The organism is Prochlorococcus sp. G4PB16 (assembly GCF_059772465.1).
In genome coordinates this window covers 551,116-568,235 of record NZ_CM186289.1, presented here as the reverse complement: position 1 = coordinate 568,235, position 17,120 = coordinate 551,116, and the positions used below count along the sequence as shown (strand labels likewise).

Below are 17,120 nucleotides of genomic sequence, written 5' to 3'. Positions count from 1 at the left end.
TTAACAGATCTAATCATGTGATAAAGATCTCTCTAATGAGTTGCTGTAGTTGGCTTTTGAGACTTATTACTATTGATTTTTAGAAGAAGCCGTACCTGACCGTATCTTTGATCAACAAAGTTAATACTTTATGTTTGTCACATCAACGCAATTCCAGTAATGACTCCAGAAGCAGAAAAGTTTAACGGTTGGGCAGCAATGCTTGGCTTCGTTGCAGCCTTCGGTGCATATGCAACAACAGGTCAAATCATTCCTGGAATTTTCTAAACCAATAACTACTAATTAATTAATTACTAAAAACAATGCAACCATCTAACAAAACAATCCTAGAAAGAAGCATCGGCAGACCAGCCATGATGGCATTCGTTCTACTAACAGGTATCTACCTAACAACCGGTCAACTTATCCCAGGTGTTGTTTAGTGAAAAACCAAAATACTGAAACTCCAAGAGTAGAAGAAGGCAAAGTAATTGCTGAAAGACTCAATGGCTACGCAGCATTCGTTGGATGTTGGGCACTCATCGGTGCATATCTAACAACCGGTCAAATCATTCCAGGTATCGTTTAATGACTACTCAAAACAACAACAACAGCAGAAACATTGATCCTGAAAAGGTAACTGCAGAAAGACTTAACGGCTATGCAGCATTGTTTGGATGCATTGCTCTTATAGGTGCATATGCAACAACAGGTCAAATCATTCCAGGTTTCGTGTAATGAACAAAGAAACTAACTATTGGAAAACAGCCGAGCAAATGAATGGCCGCCTTGCGATGATGGGATTCTTTGCAGCTGTGATTAACTACGGAATAACAGGCTGGCTCATCCCAGGAATTGTTTAAGCCTAGTTTTTAAATCTAATATAAAAAGCTCCTTCTCTGTCATTACGGAAGGGGCTTTTTTAGTGCTTTGGGAGCACTAGGTCGCAGGTTCGAATCCTGTCGCCCCGATCAGTGAGAGACAGGTTTCCCAGCCTGTCTTTTTTTATGGGTAAATGAGACTGGGATCTCAGCGGGGTCTCCCGAGTCTTTACTCGCTAGTGATAGCTTTATTTCTTGCCTTTCCAGCCGAACATTTCAGCCATCTTTCCCGTTGAAGCAAAGTATCCAATTGCTCCAAGGAACAAACCAAAAGCAATCAGATTAGGAACGATGCCACCAATAATTTGAGCTTTAGCTAAAAGAATCATTTTTATTGATGAGGAGGTACTTTCTCTCCTCGTCTGACTTTTGCTTTTCTGGTTTGATCAAAATAAATAATCACACCGCAGAAAATCGCTAACCCAATCAAATTAGGAATGATTCCACCAATTATTTCGAACTCATCAAAGAATTCCATTTAGGTATTCAGCTATTTAGCGAGAAACCCCATTGTAAAACTATTAAAACCAAAGCAGTAGTCACAAAAGGCGCTGCCGGATACTGATTCTTTAGTTTGTTAATCGATAATTGTGACCATGAGAACTGTTTTTCGTTGGTCTTTGTTTTCTTCTCTTCTTTTGACTTTGGAGGTAATCCGAGTTCTCTTCTTCTTTTGGCTTCTCCCATGCTTATCTGTTAAAAAAACGATATTAAAAGGAGAATTTTCTTACTGTGACCTTAAAAATTATTTGATTAAGTAATGATCTAAAAAAAGTAAACCGTAACTAGTTAGCCCTACCTCGACCGAACTATTTTTCTCAAAAGCTTTAAGTTATGCTCATTAGATGTTGATTCCCGTAGTAGTGAATCAATTAGAGTTAAGGAAGCTGTACTGCATAGCATCTTCCTTTTCTCGCTAAACATTATCTCCTAATTAACTGTATTTTTTAATCCAATAATGCCAAAATTCTCTGCTGATTTTTACGAATCAATTATTGAAGCTTCAGACAAAGGAGAACTATGGGGAATAGAAAATACTGATTTAACCCCATTAGAACTTCATTTGATTCTTTCTCATACTTCTATTAAGTGATCAATTTGAACAACAAATCAAAGTTCGGCAAATTAGCAAAAGAATGTAAAACGGATATTCAAAAGATCGATTTCTTTAACACTTATCAAGAAGCTTTTGTCCCTAATAAAACTGATGGTACATTTTCTCTTAAAAAAAATGTCTCTAAGGAAATTGATGATGCTCTTTACGTCTACGCAAATATGAAAAGAATGACGGAAGACGAATTAGATGAACTAAGAAAATTGGCTTGGAATAACTATCCAGCAAATTTTAAAATATTTCTTTTTGACTTTTGTTTTTTGAATACGAACTGAGTGAACTTTAACTTTGTTATTTGAAATGCTGTTGCCATGATTCCGATTCTCGCTACCTCTACTAAAGCAAACCTTCTTATTTATGTTGGTGGTGGTGGATTCATTTTGCTAGGAAGCTTTTTCTTTGGTCGTTTAGTAACTTTTTTCTTTCCAAAGAACCCATTGATCAGAAAAAATAGAGAGAAATAATCATGAACGATTATCTAATGATCGTACTACTAAGTTTTTTCTTCTGATAATTGATCTTTGTGGGTATTTGTTTTTGAGTCGATTAAATATTCAACCATATACAAAATGAAAGCCTCCTTATTAGGGGAGGCTTCCTTATGCTTAACCTGAGCTAGCAGTTGCTAGCAGAGCTAAGTCTTAACTTGATAGTTTGAGTTTAGCCTTTCAACTGAAGAACGCGGTTAGTCGAATACGAAATCGAATCTTTGCTTATAGAGGTTTTTAAATAGTCGATCTAATGAATGGATCCTCAACTACTTTTTGCTTATTCTTTTCAATCCTGCAAAGATCGCAATTGTTTTTTTGAGGAATGGTGAAAGGAGTAAAGAGTTTCATAGACCCTCCTTGCTACACCTTCGTACTACACCTCTTATTAGTAAGAAGGGAGTAGGAAAGCCCTACCTCAACCGAACATCAGTTTTAAAGAAATTCTTTTTATGCTTTATTCACGCAAGAGCGAGTAACTTCTACTAAAGACACGTTGCGTTCAAGCTCTAGTCAGAGAAGGGGACAGTCGGTGAAATCCTGTCCCTTTGCTCGCACATCATTAAAAAGTTCATTAGGTCTGCACTTTTTTTGGTAAACAAATACTCAGGTTAAGCTTTGCATTTCCTACATACTAGGCATAATCCTCTTAATCTTCGATTAGGAGCATTGAGTAATTATTAAAGCTATTAAACCCTCCTTAAAAAGAGGGTTTTCTAGTTTCTATGGGGTACTTTTGCTACAACAGAAGCTTGGAAAAATTAGTTAGGTTTACAAAAATTGGTCACTGGTTTGTTCACTCCCTATCACGCAATAGTGTTTGGAATAATGCTCATTTCTGGTGGAGCTTCACTCTGGCAACTGGGTGAAGGTAACGACTTTAGATAAAGATCAAAAACAATTGACTGCTACACGCAACCCAAAACAAAGGAAAAGCATAGGTTCGATCTTGGTGAGATTTTATTAGCTCTAAGACTTAAGGCTTGTTGTAGATAGTTAGCTCTTCGTGCTAAAAGTTAAGATACTTCGGCTTCATAAATTGACCTTTAGATTATTCAAAAATGTCTATTATTGCAGGCATACTCGCTAATGCACTTTTGTTCTCATCTTTGCTGTTAGTAGTAGGTGTTCCAGTTTTTTATATGACTCAAGATAGTCCAGAGGACAATAGAAATCCAAACATAAGAAAAATAGAAGCTCTTGGTGGTGTTTGGTTCGTATTGGTTTTTTTGAATGGATTAGTGGGTGGAATTGCACAAGGTTATTCTGGTTAAATTAAAAATCAATTTATAGAATCATTGTTCAAAAAATCACGGTTTTTTTTTATGCCAATTAAATTAATTTATAGTAAATATAAGGCCATGAAACGGTTGAATAAAACAAGTATGTTTTTGATCGTAATTAGTGTTGCTACTACTCTGCCCTATCAATTTCATTACTTAGCATCACTTAAATAAATACAGCTTAAGTTTTTTACTTCTATCCCTTTAAGGCTTCATACAGAACAATTCATCTCAATGAAAAGGTGAAATCAACTTGAAAAACAAGAAAAGATTGGAAAGCCCTACCCCAACCGAACTTTAGTTATAGAGAACTTACTTTTATATTAATATAATGCAAGAGCGAGTAACTACGTTAAAAGGTGTGTTGCGGATCGAGCTCTAGTTAGAGGAGGGGGTAGTTGTTGTAATCCTATCCTCTCTTCGCAAAACTTCCTCACACAGTTTTGAATCCCTCCACTGCGAGGGTTTTCTTTTTTATAGCTCAAAATATACAAATCGGAGAACCTTACGACTAGGCTTTACTCGCTTAAAGATTAAAGTTGTTAGGTTTCTTGTCTTCTTTATCTGAATCCATGACTTTTATTGGAAGAGCTTCAATGATGGCTTTCGTTTTTATGGCAGCTAGCTATTTCGTCACTGGACAAATTATTCCTGGTGTTGCATGAACTTAGAGAAACAACATGCCAAACTTTTAAAACTTCAAGCAAAAGCAGATGCTTGTACTTCAAGGAAAGAGGCTCTAAAAATTTTAAAAAAGTCTGACAAGGCTCTTCATAAACTTTCTAAGCCATAAATGACCGTCTCTCCTCAAGCCAAAACGAAGAAAAAATCCAAGTTCGACCTTGGTGAATTAATAACTTTGTTTGATGTTTACGCTCGTTACTAAGCAATTAGCTACCGCCTGACAGTAGTAGTAGAAACACCCCACAATCATTCGCTTTGTACTACAACACTGCCATATCTCAACTAATTAGATTTTGCTATGTCTGAATTATTGAAATGTTTACGGCATATCACGCAATTATGTTCGCCGTTTTATTAGTAGGTGGGGCTGGCGTCATTCTTAAAGCTTCTTCAGGAGAAGAGTCTCTAGCAAATAATCCAATTCCAGTTAAGGCCATTGATTCAAAATTCGACTTAAACACCTACTAAACAAAATCTAAAAATGCCAAGCCAAGTAATTGTAATTTGTTCAGCAGCTTTGCTTGCTCTTGGTGGTATATGGGTTTTAATCTCTGGTTTTGATGATGATGACAATGATGGAGATGGGATGACTTTTCCTGAGTTCCAAGGAACATTTTGATTCATAAGAAAAATTTATTCCACGGTTAGCCCTACCCCGATCTAATCACAAAAAAAGAAGGCAGCTTTTAAATTTAACGAATCAGTGTTTGGTCTGCGTTTCACTGAAAACATTCTCACCACCAATCAGAAATGACTACTACAAGTTACAAATCTACTGCTTTAAAAGTTTTGATTCTTTGGAATCTTCCCGCATTACTTTTACTTACTGGTGCATTTCAAGTTGGTTCCTCTGTAATCGTTTAAAAGATTATGAAATCGTTATTCAAAATATTTCGAACTAAATGGTTTAGATCAGCCCCAGTTGTTGCAACAATTTTTATGTCGATCACAGCTACCAACATCATTATTTTTAATTACTTTTTTCCAGATCTTTTATTCCATCCAATGTCCTAAAAGTGAATAAGCGTATACAGTTCTTTTTGATTTCAAAGATAACAATATTCACAGCGATTGCTTATTCAGGCGTAATAGCTTAAGGAGAAACATTAAAGCTTATCCACATATACCTACTGAGTTAAATAATAGGAAAACGTCTACTAATTATCCTTTGTCAAAAGAGACATAGTCTTCGTACAAAAGTTCAGTTCTAAGTGATTCTTCTGTTGATTCTTTTTCTTAAATTCTTTAATTGAACATTGAATCTTAATTGCTTTATGTGATCTAGTTTTTCTGCTCTATCCGCTGGCATTATCCTCGCTGCTTCAACCATTGAGAAAGCATACCTATGTGTATCTTTTGCTAAAGAACCCATAGTCGAAGCAGGGAATAGTTTTAATACGATGTCGAAACGATAATCATTTGTGAATCGAGAAAATTACTCAATTTGCCAAGCATGTAAAAAAAGTTGCTTAGTTATTACTAAAGAGGTTTAGAAAAGATTGGAAAGCCCTACTTCAACCGAACTACAGTGTTTAGGAATTTACTTCTATTCTTGTATTATGCAAGAGCGAGTAACTGGGTTAGAGGCTGTGTTGCGTTCAACAAGCTCAAGCTAGATCAGGGGGCAGTTGGTGAAATCCTGTCGTCTCTTCGCAAAACTTCCTCATTAAGTTTTTGAAACCCTCCACAGCGAGGGTTTTCTTTTATCTGCTCATAAGCAACCTTCTTCCCCAGGGAGAAAGAAAGCACTACTCAACCGAACTCCAGGATTAAATATTTTTTCTCAGATTTTTATCACTTTGGTAGTTATCGGAATTTCTACTAATCAGAGTCGGGGGGCTGTACTAGGTAACAGTTCCCTTTCTCGCAAAATCTAGAAAGAGAAGGTTAAAATAAACCAATCAAGTTAAGGCTTAGCTCTGCTAGCAACTGCTAGCTCAGGTTAAGGAGTAGAGAACCTCCCCTAAAAAGGAGGTTTTTCTTTTGCCTGGTTTTCAAGAGATTGACCACCGTCTAGCTGTTGATGGAGAAACCTTATGTATAGTTGCAATCTTTTTCCAACTCCAGCCGTAACTTCTATATCTGTTAATTCTGGTTTTGTGTATCCAATGCCCAGATAAACAGCATTAGTGGAACCATTAGCAAGGTACTCAATACTTGAAGACACCTTTATAAATTTAATCTAGATTGACTAGATGGAGCAAAATTTACAGCTAAAACTCTCAAGGAAGCTCTTGCGTAAGAAAGGTGAGGAAGGTTTTTCTTTAATTGAATTGGTCGTTGTTGTTTCTGTACTGGCAGTCTTAGCTGCAATTTCGATTCCCACGTTTACCTGCTTCCAGAGAAAAGCTCAAGCGACTGCTGCATTGGCAGCGATGAAACAAATTCAAACTGAGTGTGAAATTAATAAAGCTGGTACAGGTAATTCAGGTACGTTTACTTCAAGCAATTTAAATTCTTATCAAATCCAATCTGATGGATCTAATGGTTGTGATGGAGCATCAGGAACTGGATTGATTAGTGCAATACCTACTGATATAAATATATTGCCTACTTTTATATTGGCTTCTAATGGGAATGAATTAACTTATAGCTTTAAAGGGGAGACAGGGAGTAACTTTCAAGATTGCTTAGGGGCGATTTGCTTAGTTGGTAGTGGTAATTCATCTGGAGAAGGAGGAGGAGAAACAACAACAAAAAATGGTGTGTCAATAGATCAAAATGGAAAGCCAATAATACTGACAGACTCAGACGGGAATCCTCAGATTATGAATTATCAGATTGGATTTCAATTTAGTGATTCGTCTGGGTATAGAGGCCGTAATTGTGTGGTTCATGCAGGTTTAGTAAAAGAAGGAGATCCATCAGCAGATATTCTTGTGGGAAATACTTACAAACCAGCCTTAAGCGAAACTGAAGTTAATAGCTATGTAGCGGTGTATGGAGCAAATACAAATCCTCAGCATTCATGGGCACCACAAGTCGATCGATGTCCCTTGGTACGCGTGCCGGATGATTTTTTCCCTGAGGGGCCGCCTACTAAGCCTTTTGAAGTTAGAAGTGCTCACTATATTGGCGGTACGAATTTAGGACGTGCCCTCATAAGCCCAAGAACTATATTTGATGCAGAAGGTAATGCATTAATGAGGGTTCCTTCTGATCCTGTTTTGCTAGAAAGAGTAAAACAAATGCATCCATCTATTGATTGGGATACTTTGACAAATGGAATGGAGTAAGTAATAGGTTCTTTCTGGGGCTGCCTGAGTGGGTCATCCGAAGGTCGCAAGTTGTAGCAAGCGTTAGCCTAAATAGTTATGGAATAGGTTAATTATTAGTCATACCAAGCGTTTTCATGTCAACAGCTGGTTAATTTGTCAATAGTGGTTATTTATCACCCCATCAATTCTCCAGCGTAATATTGAGCCTAGATAATCCTTTAATTTTGGTTTTCCTACCGGCTTATAACCAAATGAGCACGCCCTTCAATGTGACTACATAATCATCAAGTTGACCTTCTTTTTTTAATTTGTATAGCGTCGAAGGGTTCTATAACCCAATAATTCGCTTGCTTCGAGGAAAGTTGCAATAGTCATTATGTAAATAGTTAAGTTGACGGTTAATTCTCTTAGTAATCTCTTTAATGTTGTCTATAACTCACTATTCGGCCTTAGAAAAGAGTTAACTTGTAAAGCATTCCATTAGTTTTAAAGCTCCTGCCTAGGAAATTTTCGAGGTGCGAACATACCCTCAAAGTATTCTTTAGGAAGAACCTACAAACCAAAATGGATAAGGAAACTCTTCTAAGGCTTGCGCAACCAGCAGCGACATTTGCATTAGCTCTTAGCGTTGCAACTCTGCCAATGACCGTTAAGGCTTATGGAGATGTGGTTACTGTTAGTGGAAGCGTCATTTGCTAGTTGATAAATCTTTCCTAGTTATCTATTGATTATACAGGGGGGTAAAAGTAGGAAAAATATAACCCCCCAAGTCAATGAAACTGGGCCATGTAAGTAAGTAGCTCTACACTTGGTATCTGTTTCACTTTTCGCTCTACTCATTAAACCCAGTTCAGACATCTCTGTACAAATACGTCTTATATACTCATGGGAAGTTCCAAGCTTTTCTGCGATTTCAGTTGATGAAATTGATTCAGGAAACTTTTAAAGTAAATACTGATCTTTTCTTCAAGAGATAATTTTTCATGTGGTTTTAGACCATCGCCTAATTATGAAATTAAGGTTTAAGGAATCCGTCCATGAGCCTGAAGCTCATCGGTAAATCCAAATGCTAATGAGCTCGTAAGACGGTCAGGGAAAAGAATACCATCCAAGTGATCTTTTTCATGCTGAACAACTCGTGCATGGAAGTCTTGCAGTTCTTCTGTATGGCAAGCCCCTTCTTGGTCTTGCCATCTCAGGTGAATATGTCTCCACCGCTTCACCTCCCCGCGTAAGCCAGGTATGCTGAGGCAACCCTCCCAACCAGCGATCAATTCTTTTCCAATTGATTTGATTACAGGATTAATCAGCACACGATCAGGCAACGGATCAGCATAGGGGTATCGAGGGTTTTGGTCCATGCCAACAACAAGAACCCTCCAAGGTTCATCGATCTGCGGTGCAGCTAGCCCTGCTCCAGAACAAGCCAATTTAGTATCGAACAAATCGTCTATTAGTTCCTGTAGACGTTGACTACCAAACCAGTCATCAGGGACTACTTCCGCGCGTCTACGCAATGCCGGATGACCAATTCGTAGAACATTCCGAATCCCCATATACAAATCATGCCGTCAGTAAAGCTTACCTCGACCAAGCGCATGTGAATGACATTAGTTTTGAAAAATACTTTTGTCAGAAGAGCCTAAAGAGATGGCCTTAGGTCTAGAAAATCTAGAAGATGTGTGCAAGGCTCTGATGACTTGTAATTATTTTGGATGGCTCTGGAGACAACTGTATTTACTTTCAAGATTTCTGTTCCATTTGCAAGTTGGGCTAAAGGTTTTGATAGTCCAGAGGTTGTTGCAATGCAAGAGGCTAACGCAATAAAACCTTTATACAGAGGTGTTAGTAAAGATGATCCTGAGTCAGTTATCGTGATCCATCAGGCAGAAGAGGGTGTCGCAAAAGCGTTTTTTGAAGTAAGTAGAGAAGCTGTTGAATCTACAGGATATATATATGATTCAACCGTGATTACCAGTTACCTAGCAGGTTAAGAGAAATGGAAAAGCTATTTATTGTATGTACTTTTGCCTGCTCCTTTGAGTACTACGAAAAAACTATTAAAAAGTTTGTTAAAGAATATGGAGATGGAATTGTTTTTGACTATGACCTAAACAAAATCAATGATCATAAATCACACTCTTTTTATAACGTCAAAAGTCTGGAAGCTTTTGCAGAAATCCTCGATAATCCTTTTGCTAGAGAATGGGACAAAGCTAACAACTGCAAAGATATTGTTTATAGGCTAGAAGGACCTTTGTAGAGTCTTGTTATTGAATAGGCTGATTGTAAATTTTCATAAGTGTCGTTATATTTCGGTATACCCAATTAATCAGTAGCAGCAACCGATCCTGGTCGTAGAGGCCGTATCTAATTTTTCGGTTTACTACATTTTAAATTCTAAGTAGTCGAGTCAAAGTAGATATGTCCTTTGAAATGAATGTTATGTATTCCTCTTTATTTGACACCGTATTCGCTGATTCTTTCTTCTCTCCTATGAGAACTGTTTATGTTGTCTCTGATAGTGAGCTAGAAGAAATCAAGCGAAATCAAAGAGAAGAAGAGCTCGAAAATATTGAGGCTTCTCGTAAGAGACTTGAGGAGAATTATCAAGCTCGAGTCAAGGTGCTTGATGAACGTGAGCATGAACTACAAGAAGAGATTAAAGCTCTTACTCCAGCCAAGAAGAAGGAGAAAGTCACTGCTTAGTAAATATGGTCAGTGGTTGAGAGATGATCATGAGGGGGCACTTTGCCCCCTTTTCTATTGCTTTCCCTCTGTGATACGGAAATTCCAGTTTGTATGAGGTTCCCGAATTGCTTTTAACCTTTGATATTGATCAGACTCGTAGCATTTAATTACTGCATCTTTACCTTTTGGATGTCTTGCAATAACAGTAAGAGGACCACCATCACCTTTTTTATTTCCTTCTCGGATGTCTGTGCTCCTATCTAGAACCAAGTTAGTAAGACCACATTCTTTGGTAATCTGATTGACGTTTTGAAAATATTCTTTAGCTGCTTCTCTATTTTTTGTAGTGCCCGTAATCACGACATATCCCGCAGTACCAGATTTAGGAAGTTGAGAACCTACAACAAGTCCTATCGCTGCAGCAGCAATCCCAACAATTGCAGTTGTTTTCATTCCGAACTTTATAAAATCTTTGTGAGGATAACTGATACCGAATCAACTGTCTAACTAACAATTGTTCTTGCTGAATCAAATAGAATCCGAGTTTTACTAGTAATAAAAGGCTATCAGCTTGACATTTGGGTCCTTAGTGATTTGGGAGCACTTGGTCGCAGGTTCGAATCCTCTTGTCCCGATGATTCATAGACAGGTTCCCCAGCCTGTCTTTTTTAATGCCTTTAAGTCTTTTATTTAATATTTATATCATAGGATGAATGAAAACCATTCCTAAAGCGGCGATTTAACTTGAGGCTGGTGTGTTGTGTGAGGAACGTGCGAGCTTCAGTGTTTGGTTTTCTGATATTTCTATCCAAACCAGATAGAGTATGTAAAAATCTTTTGAATTGATTTTTATTTAATGGCTAAGGGTTTTTGGCTCGTTACTACAACAGTTACGAATCCAGCTTTTGCTGAATATGTTGAAGCCTTTCAACCTTGGGTTGAATCAGTTGATGGTTCAGTTTTCGCGAAGGATATGGAGGGACAAACTGTCGAAGGAAAGGGTGGAAAGTTAGCTGTCATTATAGAGTTCCCATCAAAGCAAGCTGCCATTGATGCTTACAACAGTTCAGAATATCAAGAACTAAGCAAGTTACGCTGGGCTAATTCAATTGATACCAATATCACCATCATGGATGGAGATGTAACTCATTAAAGCTATATTTTTATAAGAAATGCATGCCAATTAACAAACCTAATTTTGATTCTGTTATTAATAACTGGAAAATGGTTTTTCAGAAGTTTAAAGCAAAATTCAGTGTCTAAAAAATCAGTTAGTGATGGTCGTAAGAAACAATAATTGAAGGCTAATTAACGACCTTGTCCATAACCTTTTAGCTCCTTGGCATCTTGATCTTGATGCAATATTGTTAATTAGATCTTTTACTTTGGTTTTCTTAGAATAAATAAGGCCGGTATCTCCTGGGAATACCAATCACTTTTTTCCATTGCAAATCTTGCAGTGGATGTAATGTTTTTCATATCACCTATTGGATGACTAGAAAATAAAAAATGAAAGATCCATTCCTGTCTACTAGAAAAAGCTAATGAATCAATTAAAAGCTGTTTTCCCATTTTTTGCGTCACTTGGTATTTATTTCTTGGCTCTTAATTCGCCAATGTATCAACAAATGAATCAACCCCACTCAGTCGAAAACGAAATCAAATCTATACCTGTAGAGAGTTATAAATAGTTGATCTAAAAATGTGTTTTCAGCTTCTTTTCTTTTATTAGTTTTGATTCTGCAAAGATTGCAATTGTCATTTTTGGGAATGGTGAAAGGATTAAAGAGTTTCATAAGCCCTTCCTGCATACCTTTGGTCTACTACTCTTGTTTGTAAGAAGAGAGTAGGAATGCACTACATCAATCGAACAGCATTATTGAATTAATCCCATTGTTTTGATCAGAGAGCTGGAATGTTCAATTTCGTTGCTCCGAGAACTTCCTCAAGAATCTTTAGTTAAACCTCCACAAAGAGGCTTTTCTTTTGCCTAATATTCGCTTATTCGGATTGTTAGAATGTTTGATTTAATTGGGAATTTTATAATTGCTGTTGATGCATGGACTGGGAATATTCAAAACGAGATGGATGCCAGATATGTTGAACAGTCATCGCTGACTAATCTTTTTACCGAGCATAAGTTTTGGGGTTGGGCTGGACTTCTTTCAATCTTCGTAGCGATTGCCGGAATATTTTATTTCCAATTTCAAGAATGGGAACAAGAAGATCAGGAACAAAAATGACGAATTCAAGCGAAGATCCTCAATATTTAACTGAATATTTTTCAGGCATAGAAAGGGGAGATTTCTATGAAGAACCAGTTCAAGGTGTGTATCCAGATTGGTAATTAAAAATAATTTTCCCTGTCCTATGGATTTAGTTAGAAAGTAATTATGGATGAACCTCTATTTTAAAAGTTAGACTTGGGGACGCTGTTCTCTATGAAAAAGATTAGATAGAAAAATTCTTTCTTTTATTAGTGGCCCAACAGATCCAGACGCACCGACTCTCTTTCAAATCGCAAAAGTAGGTTCTGGAGAAATCCGCTGGATTCATGGAGAGGAAGATATCGAAATAGTTAATATCGGACAACAATTCAAAAGCCCTCTTAAAGAGGGCTTTTGAAAAGATCAAGTTAAAGACTTAACCAATTGCAGGTGCAACAAGAGCTACAGAAGTAGACTCAGCAGCTGCTAGGTCAAGTGGGAAGTTGTGAGCATTACGCTCATGCATTACTTCCATACCAAGGTTTGCACGGTTAAGTACGTCACCCCAGGTTGGTACAACCTTGCCTGAAGTATCAACTACAGACTGGTTGAAGTTGAAGCCGTTCAAGTTGAACGCCATGGTGCAGATGCCCATAGATGTCAACCAAACACAAATTACTGGCCATGAAGCCAAGAAGAAGTGAAGGCTACGGCTGTTGTTGAAGCTTGCATATTGGAAGATCAAACGACCGAAGTAGCCATGAGCTGCAACGATGTTGTATGTCTCTTCTTCTTGTCCAAACTTGTAACCGTAGTTCTGTGAATCAAGTCCTGTGGTCTCACGAATAAGTGATGAAGTAACCAAAGAACCGTGCATTGCAGAGAACAAAGCACCACCGAACATACCTGCTACACCAGCCATATGGAATGGGTGCATCAAAATGTTGTGCTCAGCCTGGAAAACGAACATGAAGTTGAATGTTCCAGAAATTCCTAGAGGCATACCATCAGAGAATGAACCCTGACCGAATGGGTAAACAAGGAATACAGCGAAAGCTGCTGATACAGGAGCTGAATAAGCAACACAGATCCATGGGCGCATACCTAAACGGTATGAAAGCTCCCACTGACGTCCCATGTATGCAGAGATACCAATAAGGAAGTGGAAGATTACAAGCTGGTAAGGACCGCCGTTATATAGCCACTCATCAAGAGTTGCTGCTTCCCAGATTGGGTAGAAGTGAAGGCCGATAGCGTTACTTGAAGGAACAACAGCACCAGAAATGATGTTGTTTCCGTACATAAATGAACCAGCTACTGGCTCACGGATACCGTCGATATCAACTGGAGGAGCAGCGATAAATGCAACGATGAAACAAGTTGTTGCCGCAAGAAGGCAAGGGATCATCAATACACCGAACCAACCGACATAGATACGGTTGTTGGTGGAAGTAACCCACTCGCAGAATTGTGGCCAACCTTTGAGCAACGAAGAACGCTGCTGCTGAATGGTGGTCATGAATAAGAACGTTTGGTTTTTGCTCGGAGAGCAATAAGTAAGGTCAAAAAAAATTTGACGTGCAAAATGTAGCTTCTAAATCTGATATGCAGGATCGGTAAACTCACCAAAATCTGGTTAAAAAAATTAGTAGATCTGGTTAGTTAAATAATGTTTTCTTATTTGATAATCGAGATCTTTTCTTTTTCTGTGAATTCATAAGTTTAATGAATATAATTTATTCTTATCATTTGAATATAATTTTAAAGTTCAATCCAAATGTAAGAAGACTATTTATTACTAAGTTTGTATTCAAGATCGGATTGAATTGTGTGTTATTTTTTAACTTTTAAGCCACGTAGGTTTCTTTCTCTTATTTAAGTAATAGTTGGAGTATATTTATACTTTAATTGTTAATTATTTAGGTGTTTATATAAAGTAGTAAAATGAAATAATAGATTTATAAATTCTAGTAGCTGTAATTAATTCAAAAGTTTAAATCTGTAATATTATCCTTTGGTAGATAATATAATAATTTAAGATAGAGATGCTGTTGATTTATATTTGCTTGTGTGAAAACATGTTCACTTCGGGATGAGGAGGTGGAATTCAAGACTCGTTCTATTGATTTGCACTGGAGGACTTAAGCTTAATGGTTGTTAGGAGATATTATTTTTCCAATTTGAGCTATTATGAATTTAACTTGTATCAACTCTAAAGAATAAATTTCATAGTCAATTCTTCTTTGGGCTTCTCCCATGCTTATCTGTGAAAAAATAGTATTAAAGAATAATTTTCTCATTGTGGATTATTTTATCATTAATGATCTCAAACTAATGAACCGTAACTAGTTAGCCCTACCTAAACTGAACATCTGATAATGCTTTGTTTCTTATCTTTAGAATGAGGTTACCGATCTGCGTTTTACTGAAAAACTATCCACCCCCCAATTAGACATGACTGCTGCAACTTATAAATCTATTGCTTTGAAGGTTCTGTTTCTTTGGAATCTCCCAGCTTTGCTTCTTATGGCTGGTGCTTTTGAAATTGTAGCTTCAGTAATCGTATAGTATTAAAGAATGGATATGAATCCCTTTAAGCCTTTTACTCAGCATTGTGTAGAAATTTATTGAAAAATGCTTGCTTTGAAAGTGCTGCTAAACAAGCTTTATCAAATGAAACTCTTAACTAAAGCCACTACTTAATTATTCTTCAGTTAGGGTAGGTAGAAACATTGGAAATAAATCAATTTAATAACGATGGCTTAGATCCAATTGGAATCCATTGGATGCAATATCTATCAATGACGATGGTTTCTTTGTTGATATTCTTTATTTGTTTAGATAACGCTATTCCAAGTTTTCATCATTTCGTGTTATCTCTCTTATTCAAGCTTCAGTGCAGTGGCTTAAACTGCAATGGAGTAAATTTCGAAATATGATATTGAAACAAGGAAATAGAATTTAATCTATACCTAGTTATCATTTTTGGTAAGTAGGATAGATTTAGTAGATATTTAATAATCATTAAATCAAAACTCATCAAATTAAGTAGCTATGTCGTTAAGCTGATTATTGAATTCATGCTGTAATGTTTTCAGTAGGTCATTCTTCGTGCTAGAAATAAAATACTTCGGCTTCCAAATTGACCTTTATATGATTGATAAATGTCTATCCTTGCAGGCATTCTGGCTAATGCACTTTTATTCTCATCTTTATTGCTAGTAGTAGGTGTTCCAGTTTTTTACATGACTCAAGATAGTCCAGAGAATAATAGAAATTCAAATATAAGAAAAATAGAAGCTCTTGGTGGCGTTTGGTTTGTTTTGGTCTTACTTAATGGATTGGTAGGAGGAATCGTTCAAGGTTTTTCTGGTTAGAGTCACAATCAATTTATACAAAAAATACTTTTCTATAAAATCACACTTCTTATTTTTAAGTTCTAAAATGTCGTTAACTAAAAAATAGATATGAAGCGTTTAGATAAAACAGGAATGTTCTTGATTGTGTTAAGTGTCGCTAGCACTATTCCATATCAATTTCATTATTTAAGTAATTTTAGCTAAGAACAAGTTAAGCAAAAAAACATTGCCATCTATTTAATTAATTAAAATATTAATGAGACTAAAAATAACCTTTACCCATAAGTCTTACTAATACACGTAAACCCTACATTTAATCAGGTACATTTTTAAGCTTTTTCTTTTAGATTCCTTAACGTATGAATACAGGTTCAAATGGCTCAACGTATTAATGTTGCACTAAATTCAATCCCATCAGGATGTAGAGATTTAGTTGAATTTATTTTTTTCTGCTCAGTTGGTTTTACTGCTGGGAGTTTTGGATTAATATGACTTCTATATTTTTTCTAATTGCTTCTGTTGCTTTTTTATATATAATGGCTTGTCTGTGGAGAGATTTAAACAATAATCCTAAATACTATTATATAAAAAACTAAGTTGGGATCAAATTCTAAATTTAACACTCTCTATCTGAACTTTTTATTAGTTCTTGGCTTCAAAGATTTTTGTAGATAGTCCTTTCTTATTTCTTGAATATGAGGTTGCTTTTCTTCATGATCGATTGGCATTTTTCTTGGTGCCATTAATAGCTCGAAAGCATATTTATGAGTTTCTTTATGAGAATCCATAGTCGAAGTAAGGATCTGTAAATGCATATTGGACACAATCGGTAGCATTTGTCTATCAACAGAAAATAAATGAGTATTCATTCTGTTTCGCAAGTTAGTCTACTTTTCTAAATATTCAATGCCTTCTCAGACATGAAGGAATAATAAGCAAAATATTCCACGAATTGTTTAGAATCCTTCTAAGGTAAATTAGATGATTTTTCATATGTTCCCGTTAGCGACTGCTTTATTTTTTCCCGATTATGGAAGTTCAGGAGTTCCCTGGGATCTTCTATTATTGCATTTTTATTTCTTTGCAATAGCCATTCCATTCCTGATAATTTTTAATGCAGCTAGAAACTCTGATCGTGAAAATCCAAACAGAGTTAAAGATGAAACTACAAGGTACTCAGATTTACATCCGAGAGCTTAATTTTCACGTAATTTTT

The 17,120-nt window shown here is 36.5% G+C and carries 32 protein-coding genes; 22 read left to right on the top strand and 10 right to left on the bottom strand.

Annotated elements, in window-relative coordinates:
* The first annotated feature begins 159 nt into the window (after positions 1–159).
* From AC6EIZ_RS03570 to AC6EIZ_RS03550, 5 genes are read left to right on the top strand one after another with little or no spacing between them, the layout of a single operon-like run.
* Positions 160–267: a high light inducible protein gene (locus tag AC6EIZ_RS03570; protein WP_011125327.1), complete on the top strand. Its 108-nt coding sequence runs from the start codon at positions 160–162 to the stop codon at positions 265–267.
* Positions 268–302: 35 nt separating this feature from the next.
* The gene (locus tag AC6EIZ_RS03565; protein WP_011294968.1) at positions 303–422 is read left to right on the top strand and encodes a high light inducible protein; all 120 of its coding nucleotides are present in this window, start codon (positions 303–305) and stop codon (positions 420–422) included.
* The gene (locus tag AC6EIZ_RS03560; protein WP_498512431.1) at positions 422–568 is read left to right on the top strand and encodes a high light inducible protein; all 147 of its coding nucleotides are present in this window, start codon (positions 422–424) and stop codon (positions 566–568) included. The genes AC6EIZ_RS03565 and AC6EIZ_RS03560 overlap by 1 nt, the downstream gene beginning before the upstream one ends.
* Positions 568–717, top strand: a complete 150-nt coding sequence (locus tag AC6EIZ_RS03555) for a high light inducible protein (RefSeq protein ID WP_413678158.1) — start codon at positions 568–570, stop codon at positions 715–717. Before AC6EIZ_RS03560 ends, AC6EIZ_RS03555 begins: the two co-directional genes overlap by 1 nt.
* Positions 717–842, top strand: coding sequence for a high light inducible protein (locus AC6EIZ_RS03550; RefSeq protein WP_498512429.1), 126 nt, complete (start codon positions 717–719; stop codon positions 840–842). Before AC6EIZ_RS03555 ends, AC6EIZ_RS03550 begins: the two co-directional genes overlap by 1 nt.
* Positions 843–1,048: 206 nt before the next feature.
* Here AC6EIZ_RS03550 and AC6EIZ_RS03545 read toward each other — a convergent pair whose 3' ends face one another.
* The 3 genes from AC6EIZ_RS03545 to AC6EIZ_RS03535 are packed head-to-tail and all read right to left on the bottom strand — an operon-like array spanning position 1,049 to position 1,547.
* Positions 1,049–1,189, bottom strand: a complete 141-nt coding sequence (locus tag AC6EIZ_RS03545) for a hypothetical protein (RefSeq protein ID WP_498512427.1) — start codon at positions 1,187–1,189, stop codon at positions 1,049–1,051.
* Between the two features lie 2 nt (positions 1,190–1,191).
* Positions 1,192–1,338, bottom strand: coding sequence for a hypothetical protein (locus tag AC6EIZ_RS03540; RefSeq protein WP_498512425.1), 147 nt, complete (start codon positions 1,336–1,338; stop codon positions 1,192–1,194).
* 8 nt (positions 1,339–1,346) lie between these two features.
* Positions 1,347–1,547: a hypothetical protein gene (locus AC6EIZ_RS03535; RefSeq protein WP_498512423.1), complete on the bottom strand. Its 201-nt coding sequence runs from the start codon at positions 1,545–1,547 to the stop codon at positions 1,347–1,349.
* 271 nt (positions 1,548–1,818) lie between these two features.
* Here AC6EIZ_RS03535 and AC6EIZ_RS03530 point away from each other — a divergent pair, with 271 nt between their 5' ends.
* The 7 genes from AC6EIZ_RS03530 to AC6EIZ_RS03500 all read left to right on the top strand — a co-directional run bounded on the left by AC6EIZ_RS03530 (position 1,819) and on the right by AC6EIZ_RS03500 (position 5,443).
* A complete protein-coding gene (locus AC6EIZ_RS03530) occupies positions 1,819–1,953 on the top strand; it encodes a hypothetical protein (RefSeq protein WP_498463052.1) in 135 nt (44 codons plus the stop codon).
* Complete coding sequence (locus tag AC6EIZ_RS03525) at positions 1,950–2,249, top strand: hypothetical protein (RefSeq protein ID WP_498512421.1); 300 nt, start codon at positions 1,950–1,952, stop codon at positions 2,247–2,249. The genes AC6EIZ_RS03530 and AC6EIZ_RS03525 overlap by 4 nt, the downstream gene beginning before the upstream one ends.
* Positions 2,250–2,285: 36 nt before the next feature.
* Positions 2,286–2,438 carry a hypothetical protein gene (locus AC6EIZ_RS03520; protein WP_498512419.1) on the top strand — a complete coding sequence of 51 codons (153 nt, stop codon included), beginning with the start codon at positions 2,286–2,288 and terminating at the stop codon, positions 2,436–2,438.
* Positions 2,439–3,523: 1,085 nt separating this feature from the next.
* Positions 3,524–3,736 carry a photosystem II reaction center protein PsbZ gene (gene psbZ / locus AC6EIZ_RS03515; RefSeq protein WP_498512417.1) on the top strand — a complete coding sequence of 71 codons (213 nt, stop codon included), beginning with the start codon at positions 3,524–3,526 and terminating at the stop codon, positions 3,734–3,736.
* A 670-nt stretch (positions 3,737–4,406) separates the two neighbouring features.
* Positions 4,407–4,538, top strand: a complete 132-nt coding sequence (locus AC6EIZ_RS03510) for a hypothetical protein (protein ID WP_269608801.1) — start codon at positions 4,407–4,409, stop codon at positions 4,536–4,538.
* A gap of 372 nt (positions 4,539–4,910) precedes the next feature.
* Positions 4,911–5,048, top strand: a complete 138-nt coding sequence (locus tag AC6EIZ_RS03505; RefSeq protein WP_498512414.1) for a hypothetical protein — start codon at positions 4,911–4,913, stop codon at positions 5,046–5,048.
* Between the two features lie 251 nt (positions 5,049–5,299).
* Positions 5,300–5,443, top strand: coding sequence for a Photosystem I reaction center subunit IX (locus tag AC6EIZ_RS03500; protein WP_498462994.1), 144 nt, complete (start codon positions 5,300–5,302; stop codon positions 5,441–5,443).
* A 193-nt stretch (positions 5,444–5,636) separates the two neighbouring features.
* On the opposite strand, the gene AC6EIZ_RS03495 is transcribed toward AC6EIZ_RS03500, so the two are convergent.
* Together AC6EIZ_RS03495 and AC6EIZ_RS03490 are read right to left on the bottom strand one after the other, a co-directional pair.
* Positions 5,637–5,801 carry a hypothetical protein gene (locus AC6EIZ_RS03495; protein WP_498512412.1) on the bottom strand — a complete coding sequence of 55 codons (165 nt, stop codon included), beginning with the start codon at positions 5,799–5,801 and terminating at the stop codon, positions 5,637–5,639.
* Positions 5,802–6,392: 591 nt separating this feature from the next.
* Entirely contained in the window at positions 6,393–6,596 is a 204-nt protein-coding gene (locus tag AC6EIZ_RS03490; protein ID WP_498512410.1) for a hypothetical protein, read from the bottom strand.
* Between the two features lie 28 nt (positions 6,597–6,624).
* On the opposite strand from AC6EIZ_RS03490, the gene AC6EIZ_RS03485 reads away from it, so the two are divergent.
* Positions 6,625–7,665 (top strand): prepilin-type N-terminal cleavage/methylation domain-containing protein, encoded by a 1,041-nt coding sequence (locus tag AC6EIZ_RS03485; RefSeq protein ID WP_498512408.1) that lies wholly within the window; start codon positions 6,625–6,627, stop codon positions 7,663–7,665.
* Positions 7,666–8,211: 546 nt separating this feature from the next.
* Positions 8,212–8,346, top strand: a complete 135-nt coding sequence (locus tag AC6EIZ_RS03480) for a hypothetical protein (protein WP_498512406.1) — start codon at positions 8,212–8,214, stop codon at positions 8,344–8,346.
* Between the two features lie 323 nt (positions 8,347–8,669).
* Here the strand turns inward: AC6EIZ_RS03480 and AC6EIZ_RS03475 are convergent, their stop codons facing one another.
* The gene (locus AC6EIZ_RS03475; protein WP_498512404.1) at positions 8,670–9,203 is read right to left on the bottom strand and encodes a peptide deformylase; all 534 of its coding nucleotides are present in this window, start codon (positions 9,201–9,203) and stop codon (positions 8,670–8,672) included.
* A 159-nt stretch (positions 9,204–9,362) separates the two neighbouring features.
* Here AC6EIZ_RS03475 and AC6EIZ_RS03470 point away from each other — a divergent pair, with 159 nt between their 5' ends.
* The 3 genes from AC6EIZ_RS03470 to AC6EIZ_RS03460 all read left to right on the top strand — a co-directional run bounded on the left by AC6EIZ_RS03470 (position 9,363) and on the right by AC6EIZ_RS03460 (position 10,356).
* Positions 9,363–9,641 (top strand): DUF3764 family protein, encoded by a 279-nt coding sequence (locus tag AC6EIZ_RS03470; RefSeq protein WP_498512402.1) that lies wholly within the window; start codon positions 9,363–9,365, stop codon positions 9,639–9,641.
* Positions 9,642–9,646: 5 nt separating this feature from the next.
* Positions 9,647–9,910: a hypothetical protein gene (locus tag AC6EIZ_RS03465; protein WP_498512400.1), complete on the top strand. Its 264-nt coding sequence runs from the start codon at positions 9,647–9,649 to the stop codon at positions 9,908–9,910.
* Between the two features lie 161 nt (positions 9,911–10,071).
* The gene (locus AC6EIZ_RS03460) at positions 10,072–10,356 is read left to right on the top strand and encodes a hypothetical protein (RefSeq protein ID WP_498512398.1); all 285 of its coding nucleotides are present in this window, start codon (positions 10,072–10,074) and stop codon (positions 10,354–10,356) included.
* Positions 10,357–10,410: 54 nt separating this feature from the next.
* Here the strand turns inward: AC6EIZ_RS03460 and AC6EIZ_RS03455 are convergent, their stop codons facing one another.
* Positions 10,411–10,791 carry a DUF1330 domain-containing protein gene (locus AC6EIZ_RS03455; RefSeq protein WP_498512396.1) on the bottom strand — a complete coding sequence of 127 codons (381 nt, stop codon included), beginning with the start codon at positions 10,789–10,791 and terminating at the stop codon, positions 10,411–10,413.
* A 403-nt stretch (positions 10,792–11,194) separates the two neighbouring features.
* Here AC6EIZ_RS03455 and AC6EIZ_RS03450 point away from each other — a divergent pair, with 403 nt between their 5' ends.
* On the top strand, positions 11,195–11,491 hold the full coding sequence (locus AC6EIZ_RS03450; RefSeq protein WP_498512394.1) for a DUF1330 domain-containing protein: 297 nt from the start codon (positions 11,195–11,197) through the stop codon (positions 11,489–11,491).
* A 227-nt stretch (positions 11,492–11,718) separates the two neighbouring features.
* On the opposite strand, the gene AC6EIZ_RS03445 is transcribed toward AC6EIZ_RS03450, so the two are convergent.
* Complete coding sequence (locus tag AC6EIZ_RS03445) at positions 11,719–11,910, bottom strand: hypothetical protein (protein ID WP_498512392.1); 192 nt, start codon at positions 11,908–11,910, stop codon at positions 11,719–11,721.
* A 446-nt stretch (positions 11,911–12,356) separates the two neighbouring features.
* On the opposite strand from AC6EIZ_RS03445, the gene AC6EIZ_RS03440 reads away from it, so the two are divergent.
* Positions 12,357–12,581 carry a hypothetical protein gene (locus AC6EIZ_RS03440; protein WP_498512390.1) on the top strand — a complete coding sequence of 75 codons (225 nt, stop codon included), beginning with the start codon at positions 12,357–12,359 and terminating at the stop codon, positions 12,579–12,581.
* A 220-nt stretch (positions 12,582–12,801) separates the two neighbouring features.
* A complete protein-coding gene (locus AC6EIZ_RS03435) occupies positions 12,802–12,963 on the top strand; it encodes a DUF3104 domain-containing protein (RefSeq protein ID WP_498513169.1) in 162 nt (53 codons plus the stop codon).
* Positions 12,964–12,981: 18 nt separating this feature from the next.
* Here the strand turns inward: AC6EIZ_RS03435 and psbA are convergent, their stop codons facing one another.
* Positions 12,982–14,064 (bottom strand): photosystem II q(b) protein, encoded by a 1,083-nt coding sequence (gene psbA, locus AC6EIZ_RS03430; RefSeq protein WP_011294225.1) that lies wholly within the window; start codon positions 14,062–14,064, stop codon positions 12,982–12,984.
* A gap of 1,645 nt (positions 14,065–15,709) precedes the next feature.
* On the opposite strand from psbA, the gene psbZ (AC6EIZ_RS03425) reads away from it, so the two are divergent.
* Entirely contained in the window at positions 15,710–15,922 is a 213-nt protein-coding gene (psbZ, locus tag AC6EIZ_RS03425; RefSeq protein ID WP_498512388.1) for a photosystem II reaction center protein PsbZ, read from the top strand.
* 608 nt (positions 15,923–16,530) lie between these two features.
* On the opposite strand, the gene AC6EIZ_RS03420 is transcribed toward psbZ (AC6EIZ_RS03425), so the two are convergent.
* Entirely contained in the window at positions 16,531–16,773 is a 243-nt protein-coding gene (locus tag AC6EIZ_RS03420; protein ID WP_498512386.1) for a hypothetical protein, read from the bottom strand.
* A gap of 124 nt (positions 16,774–16,897) precedes the next feature.
* On the opposite strand from AC6EIZ_RS03420, the gene AC6EIZ_RS03415 reads away from it, so the two are divergent.
* Positions 16,898–17,104, top strand: a complete 207-nt coding sequence (locus AC6EIZ_RS03415; RefSeq protein WP_498512384.1) for a hypothetical protein — start codon at positions 16,898–16,900, stop codon at positions 17,102–17,104.
* Positions 17,105–17,120 lie beyond the last annotated feature (16 nt).

Coding starts and splice junctions, on each gene's coding strand:
- AC6EIZ_RS03465 (WP_498512400.1), top strand. CDS start 9,647: ATGGAAAAGCTATTTATTGTATGTACTTTTGCCTGCTCCTTTGAGTAC.
- AC6EIZ_RS03420 (WP_498512386.1), bottom strand. CDS start 16,773: ATGAATACTCATTTATTTTCTGTTGATAGACAAATGCTACCGATTGTG.
- AC6EIZ_RS03565 (WP_011294968.1), top strand. CDS start 303: ATGCAACCATCTAACAAAACAATCCTAGAAAGAAGCATCGGCAGACCA.
- AC6EIZ_RS03475 (WP_498512404.1), bottom strand. CDS start 9,203: ATGGGGATTCGGAATGTTCTACGAATTGGTCATCCGGCATTGCGTAGA.
- AC6EIZ_RS03480 (WP_498512406.1), top strand. CDS start 8,212: ATGGATAAGGAAACTCTTCTAAGGCTTGCGCAACCAGCAGCGACATTT.
- AC6EIZ_RS03470 (WP_498512402.1), top strand. CDS start 9,363: ATGGCTCTGGAGACAACTGTATTTACTTTCAAGATTTCTGTTCCATTT.
- AC6EIZ_RS03540 (WP_498512425.1), bottom strand. CDS start 1,338: ATGGAATTCTTTGATGAGTTCGAAATAATTGGTGGAATCATTCCTAAT.
- AC6EIZ_RS03555 (WP_413678158.1), top strand. CDS start 568: ATGACTACTCAAAACAACAACAACAGCAGAAACATTGATCCTGAAAAG.
- AC6EIZ_RS03545 (WP_498512427.1), bottom strand. CDS start 1,189: ATGATTCTTTTAGCTAAAGCTCAAATTATTGGTGGCATCGTTCCTAAT.
- AC6EIZ_RS03495 (WP_498512412.1), bottom strand. CDS start 5,801: ATGGGTTCTTTAGCAAAAGATACACATAGGTATGCTTTCTCAATGGTT.
- AC6EIZ_RS03505 (WP_498512414.1), top strand. CDS start 4,911: ATGCCAAGCCAAGTAATTGTAATTTGTTCAGCAGCTTTGCTTGCTCTT.
- AC6EIZ_RS03510 (WP_269608801.1), top strand. CDS start 4,407: ATGAACTTAGAGAAACAACATGCCAAACTTTTAAAACTTCAAGCAAAA.
- AC6EIZ_RS03530 (WP_498463052.1), top strand. CDS start 1,819: ATGCCAAAATTCTCTGCTGATTTTTACGAATCAATTATTGAAGCTTCA.
- AC6EIZ_RS03450 (WP_498512394.1), top strand. CDS start 11,195: ATGGCTAAGGGTTTTTGGCTCGTTACTACAACAGTTACGAATCCAGCT.
- AC6EIZ_RS03535 (WP_498512423.1), bottom strand. CDS start 1,547: ATGGGAGAAGCCAAAAGAAGAAGAGAACTCGGATTACCTCCAAAGTCA.
- AC6EIZ_RS03455 (WP_498512396.1), bottom strand. CDS start 10,791: ATGAAAACAACTGCAATTGTTGGGATTGCTGCTGCAGCGATAGGACTT.
- psbZ (WP_498512388.1), top strand. CDS start 15,710: ATGTCTATCCTTGCAGGCATTCTGGCTAATGCACTTTTATTCTCATCT.
- psbA (WP_011294225.1), bottom strand. CDS start 14,064: ATGACCACCATTCAGCAGCAGCGTTCTTCGTTGCTCAAAGGTTGGCCA.
- AC6EIZ_RS03440 (WP_498512390.1), top strand. CDS start 12,357: ATGTTTGATTTAATTGGGAATTTTATAATTGCTGTTGATGCATGGACT.
- AC6EIZ_RS03415 (WP_498512384.1), top strand. CDS start 16,898: ATGTTCCCGTTAGCGACTGCTTTATTTTTTCCCGATTATGGAAGTTCA.
- AC6EIZ_RS03550 (WP_498512429.1), top strand. CDS start 717: ATGAACAAAGAAACTAACTATTGGAAAACAGCCGAGCAAATGAATGGC.
- AC6EIZ_RS03445 (WP_498512392.1), bottom strand. CDS start 11,910: ATGGGAAAACAGCTTTTAATTGATTCATTAGCTTTTTCTAGTAGACAG.
- psbZ (WP_498512417.1), top strand. CDS start 3,524: ATGTCTATTATTGCAGGCATACTCGCTAATGCACTTTTGTTCTCATCT.
- AC6EIZ_RS03460 (WP_498512398.1), top strand. CDS start 10,072: ATGTCCTTTGAAATGAATGTTATGTATTCCTCTTTATTTGACACCGTA.
- AC6EIZ_RS03520 (WP_498512419.1), top strand. CDS start 2,286: ATGATTCCGATTCTCGCTACCTCTACTAAAGCAAACCTTCTTATTTAT.
- AC6EIZ_RS03570 (WP_011125327.1), top strand. CDS start 160: ATGACTCCAGAAGCAGAAAAGTTTAACGGTTGGGCAGCAATGCTTGGC.
- AC6EIZ_RS03485 (WP_498512408.1), top strand. CDS start 6,625: ATGGAGCAAAATTTACAGCTAAAACTCTCAAGGAAGCTCTTGCGTAAG.
- AC6EIZ_RS03500 (WP_498462994.1), top strand. CDS start 5,300: ATGAAATCGTTATTCAAAATATTTCGAACTAAATGGTTTAGATCAGCC.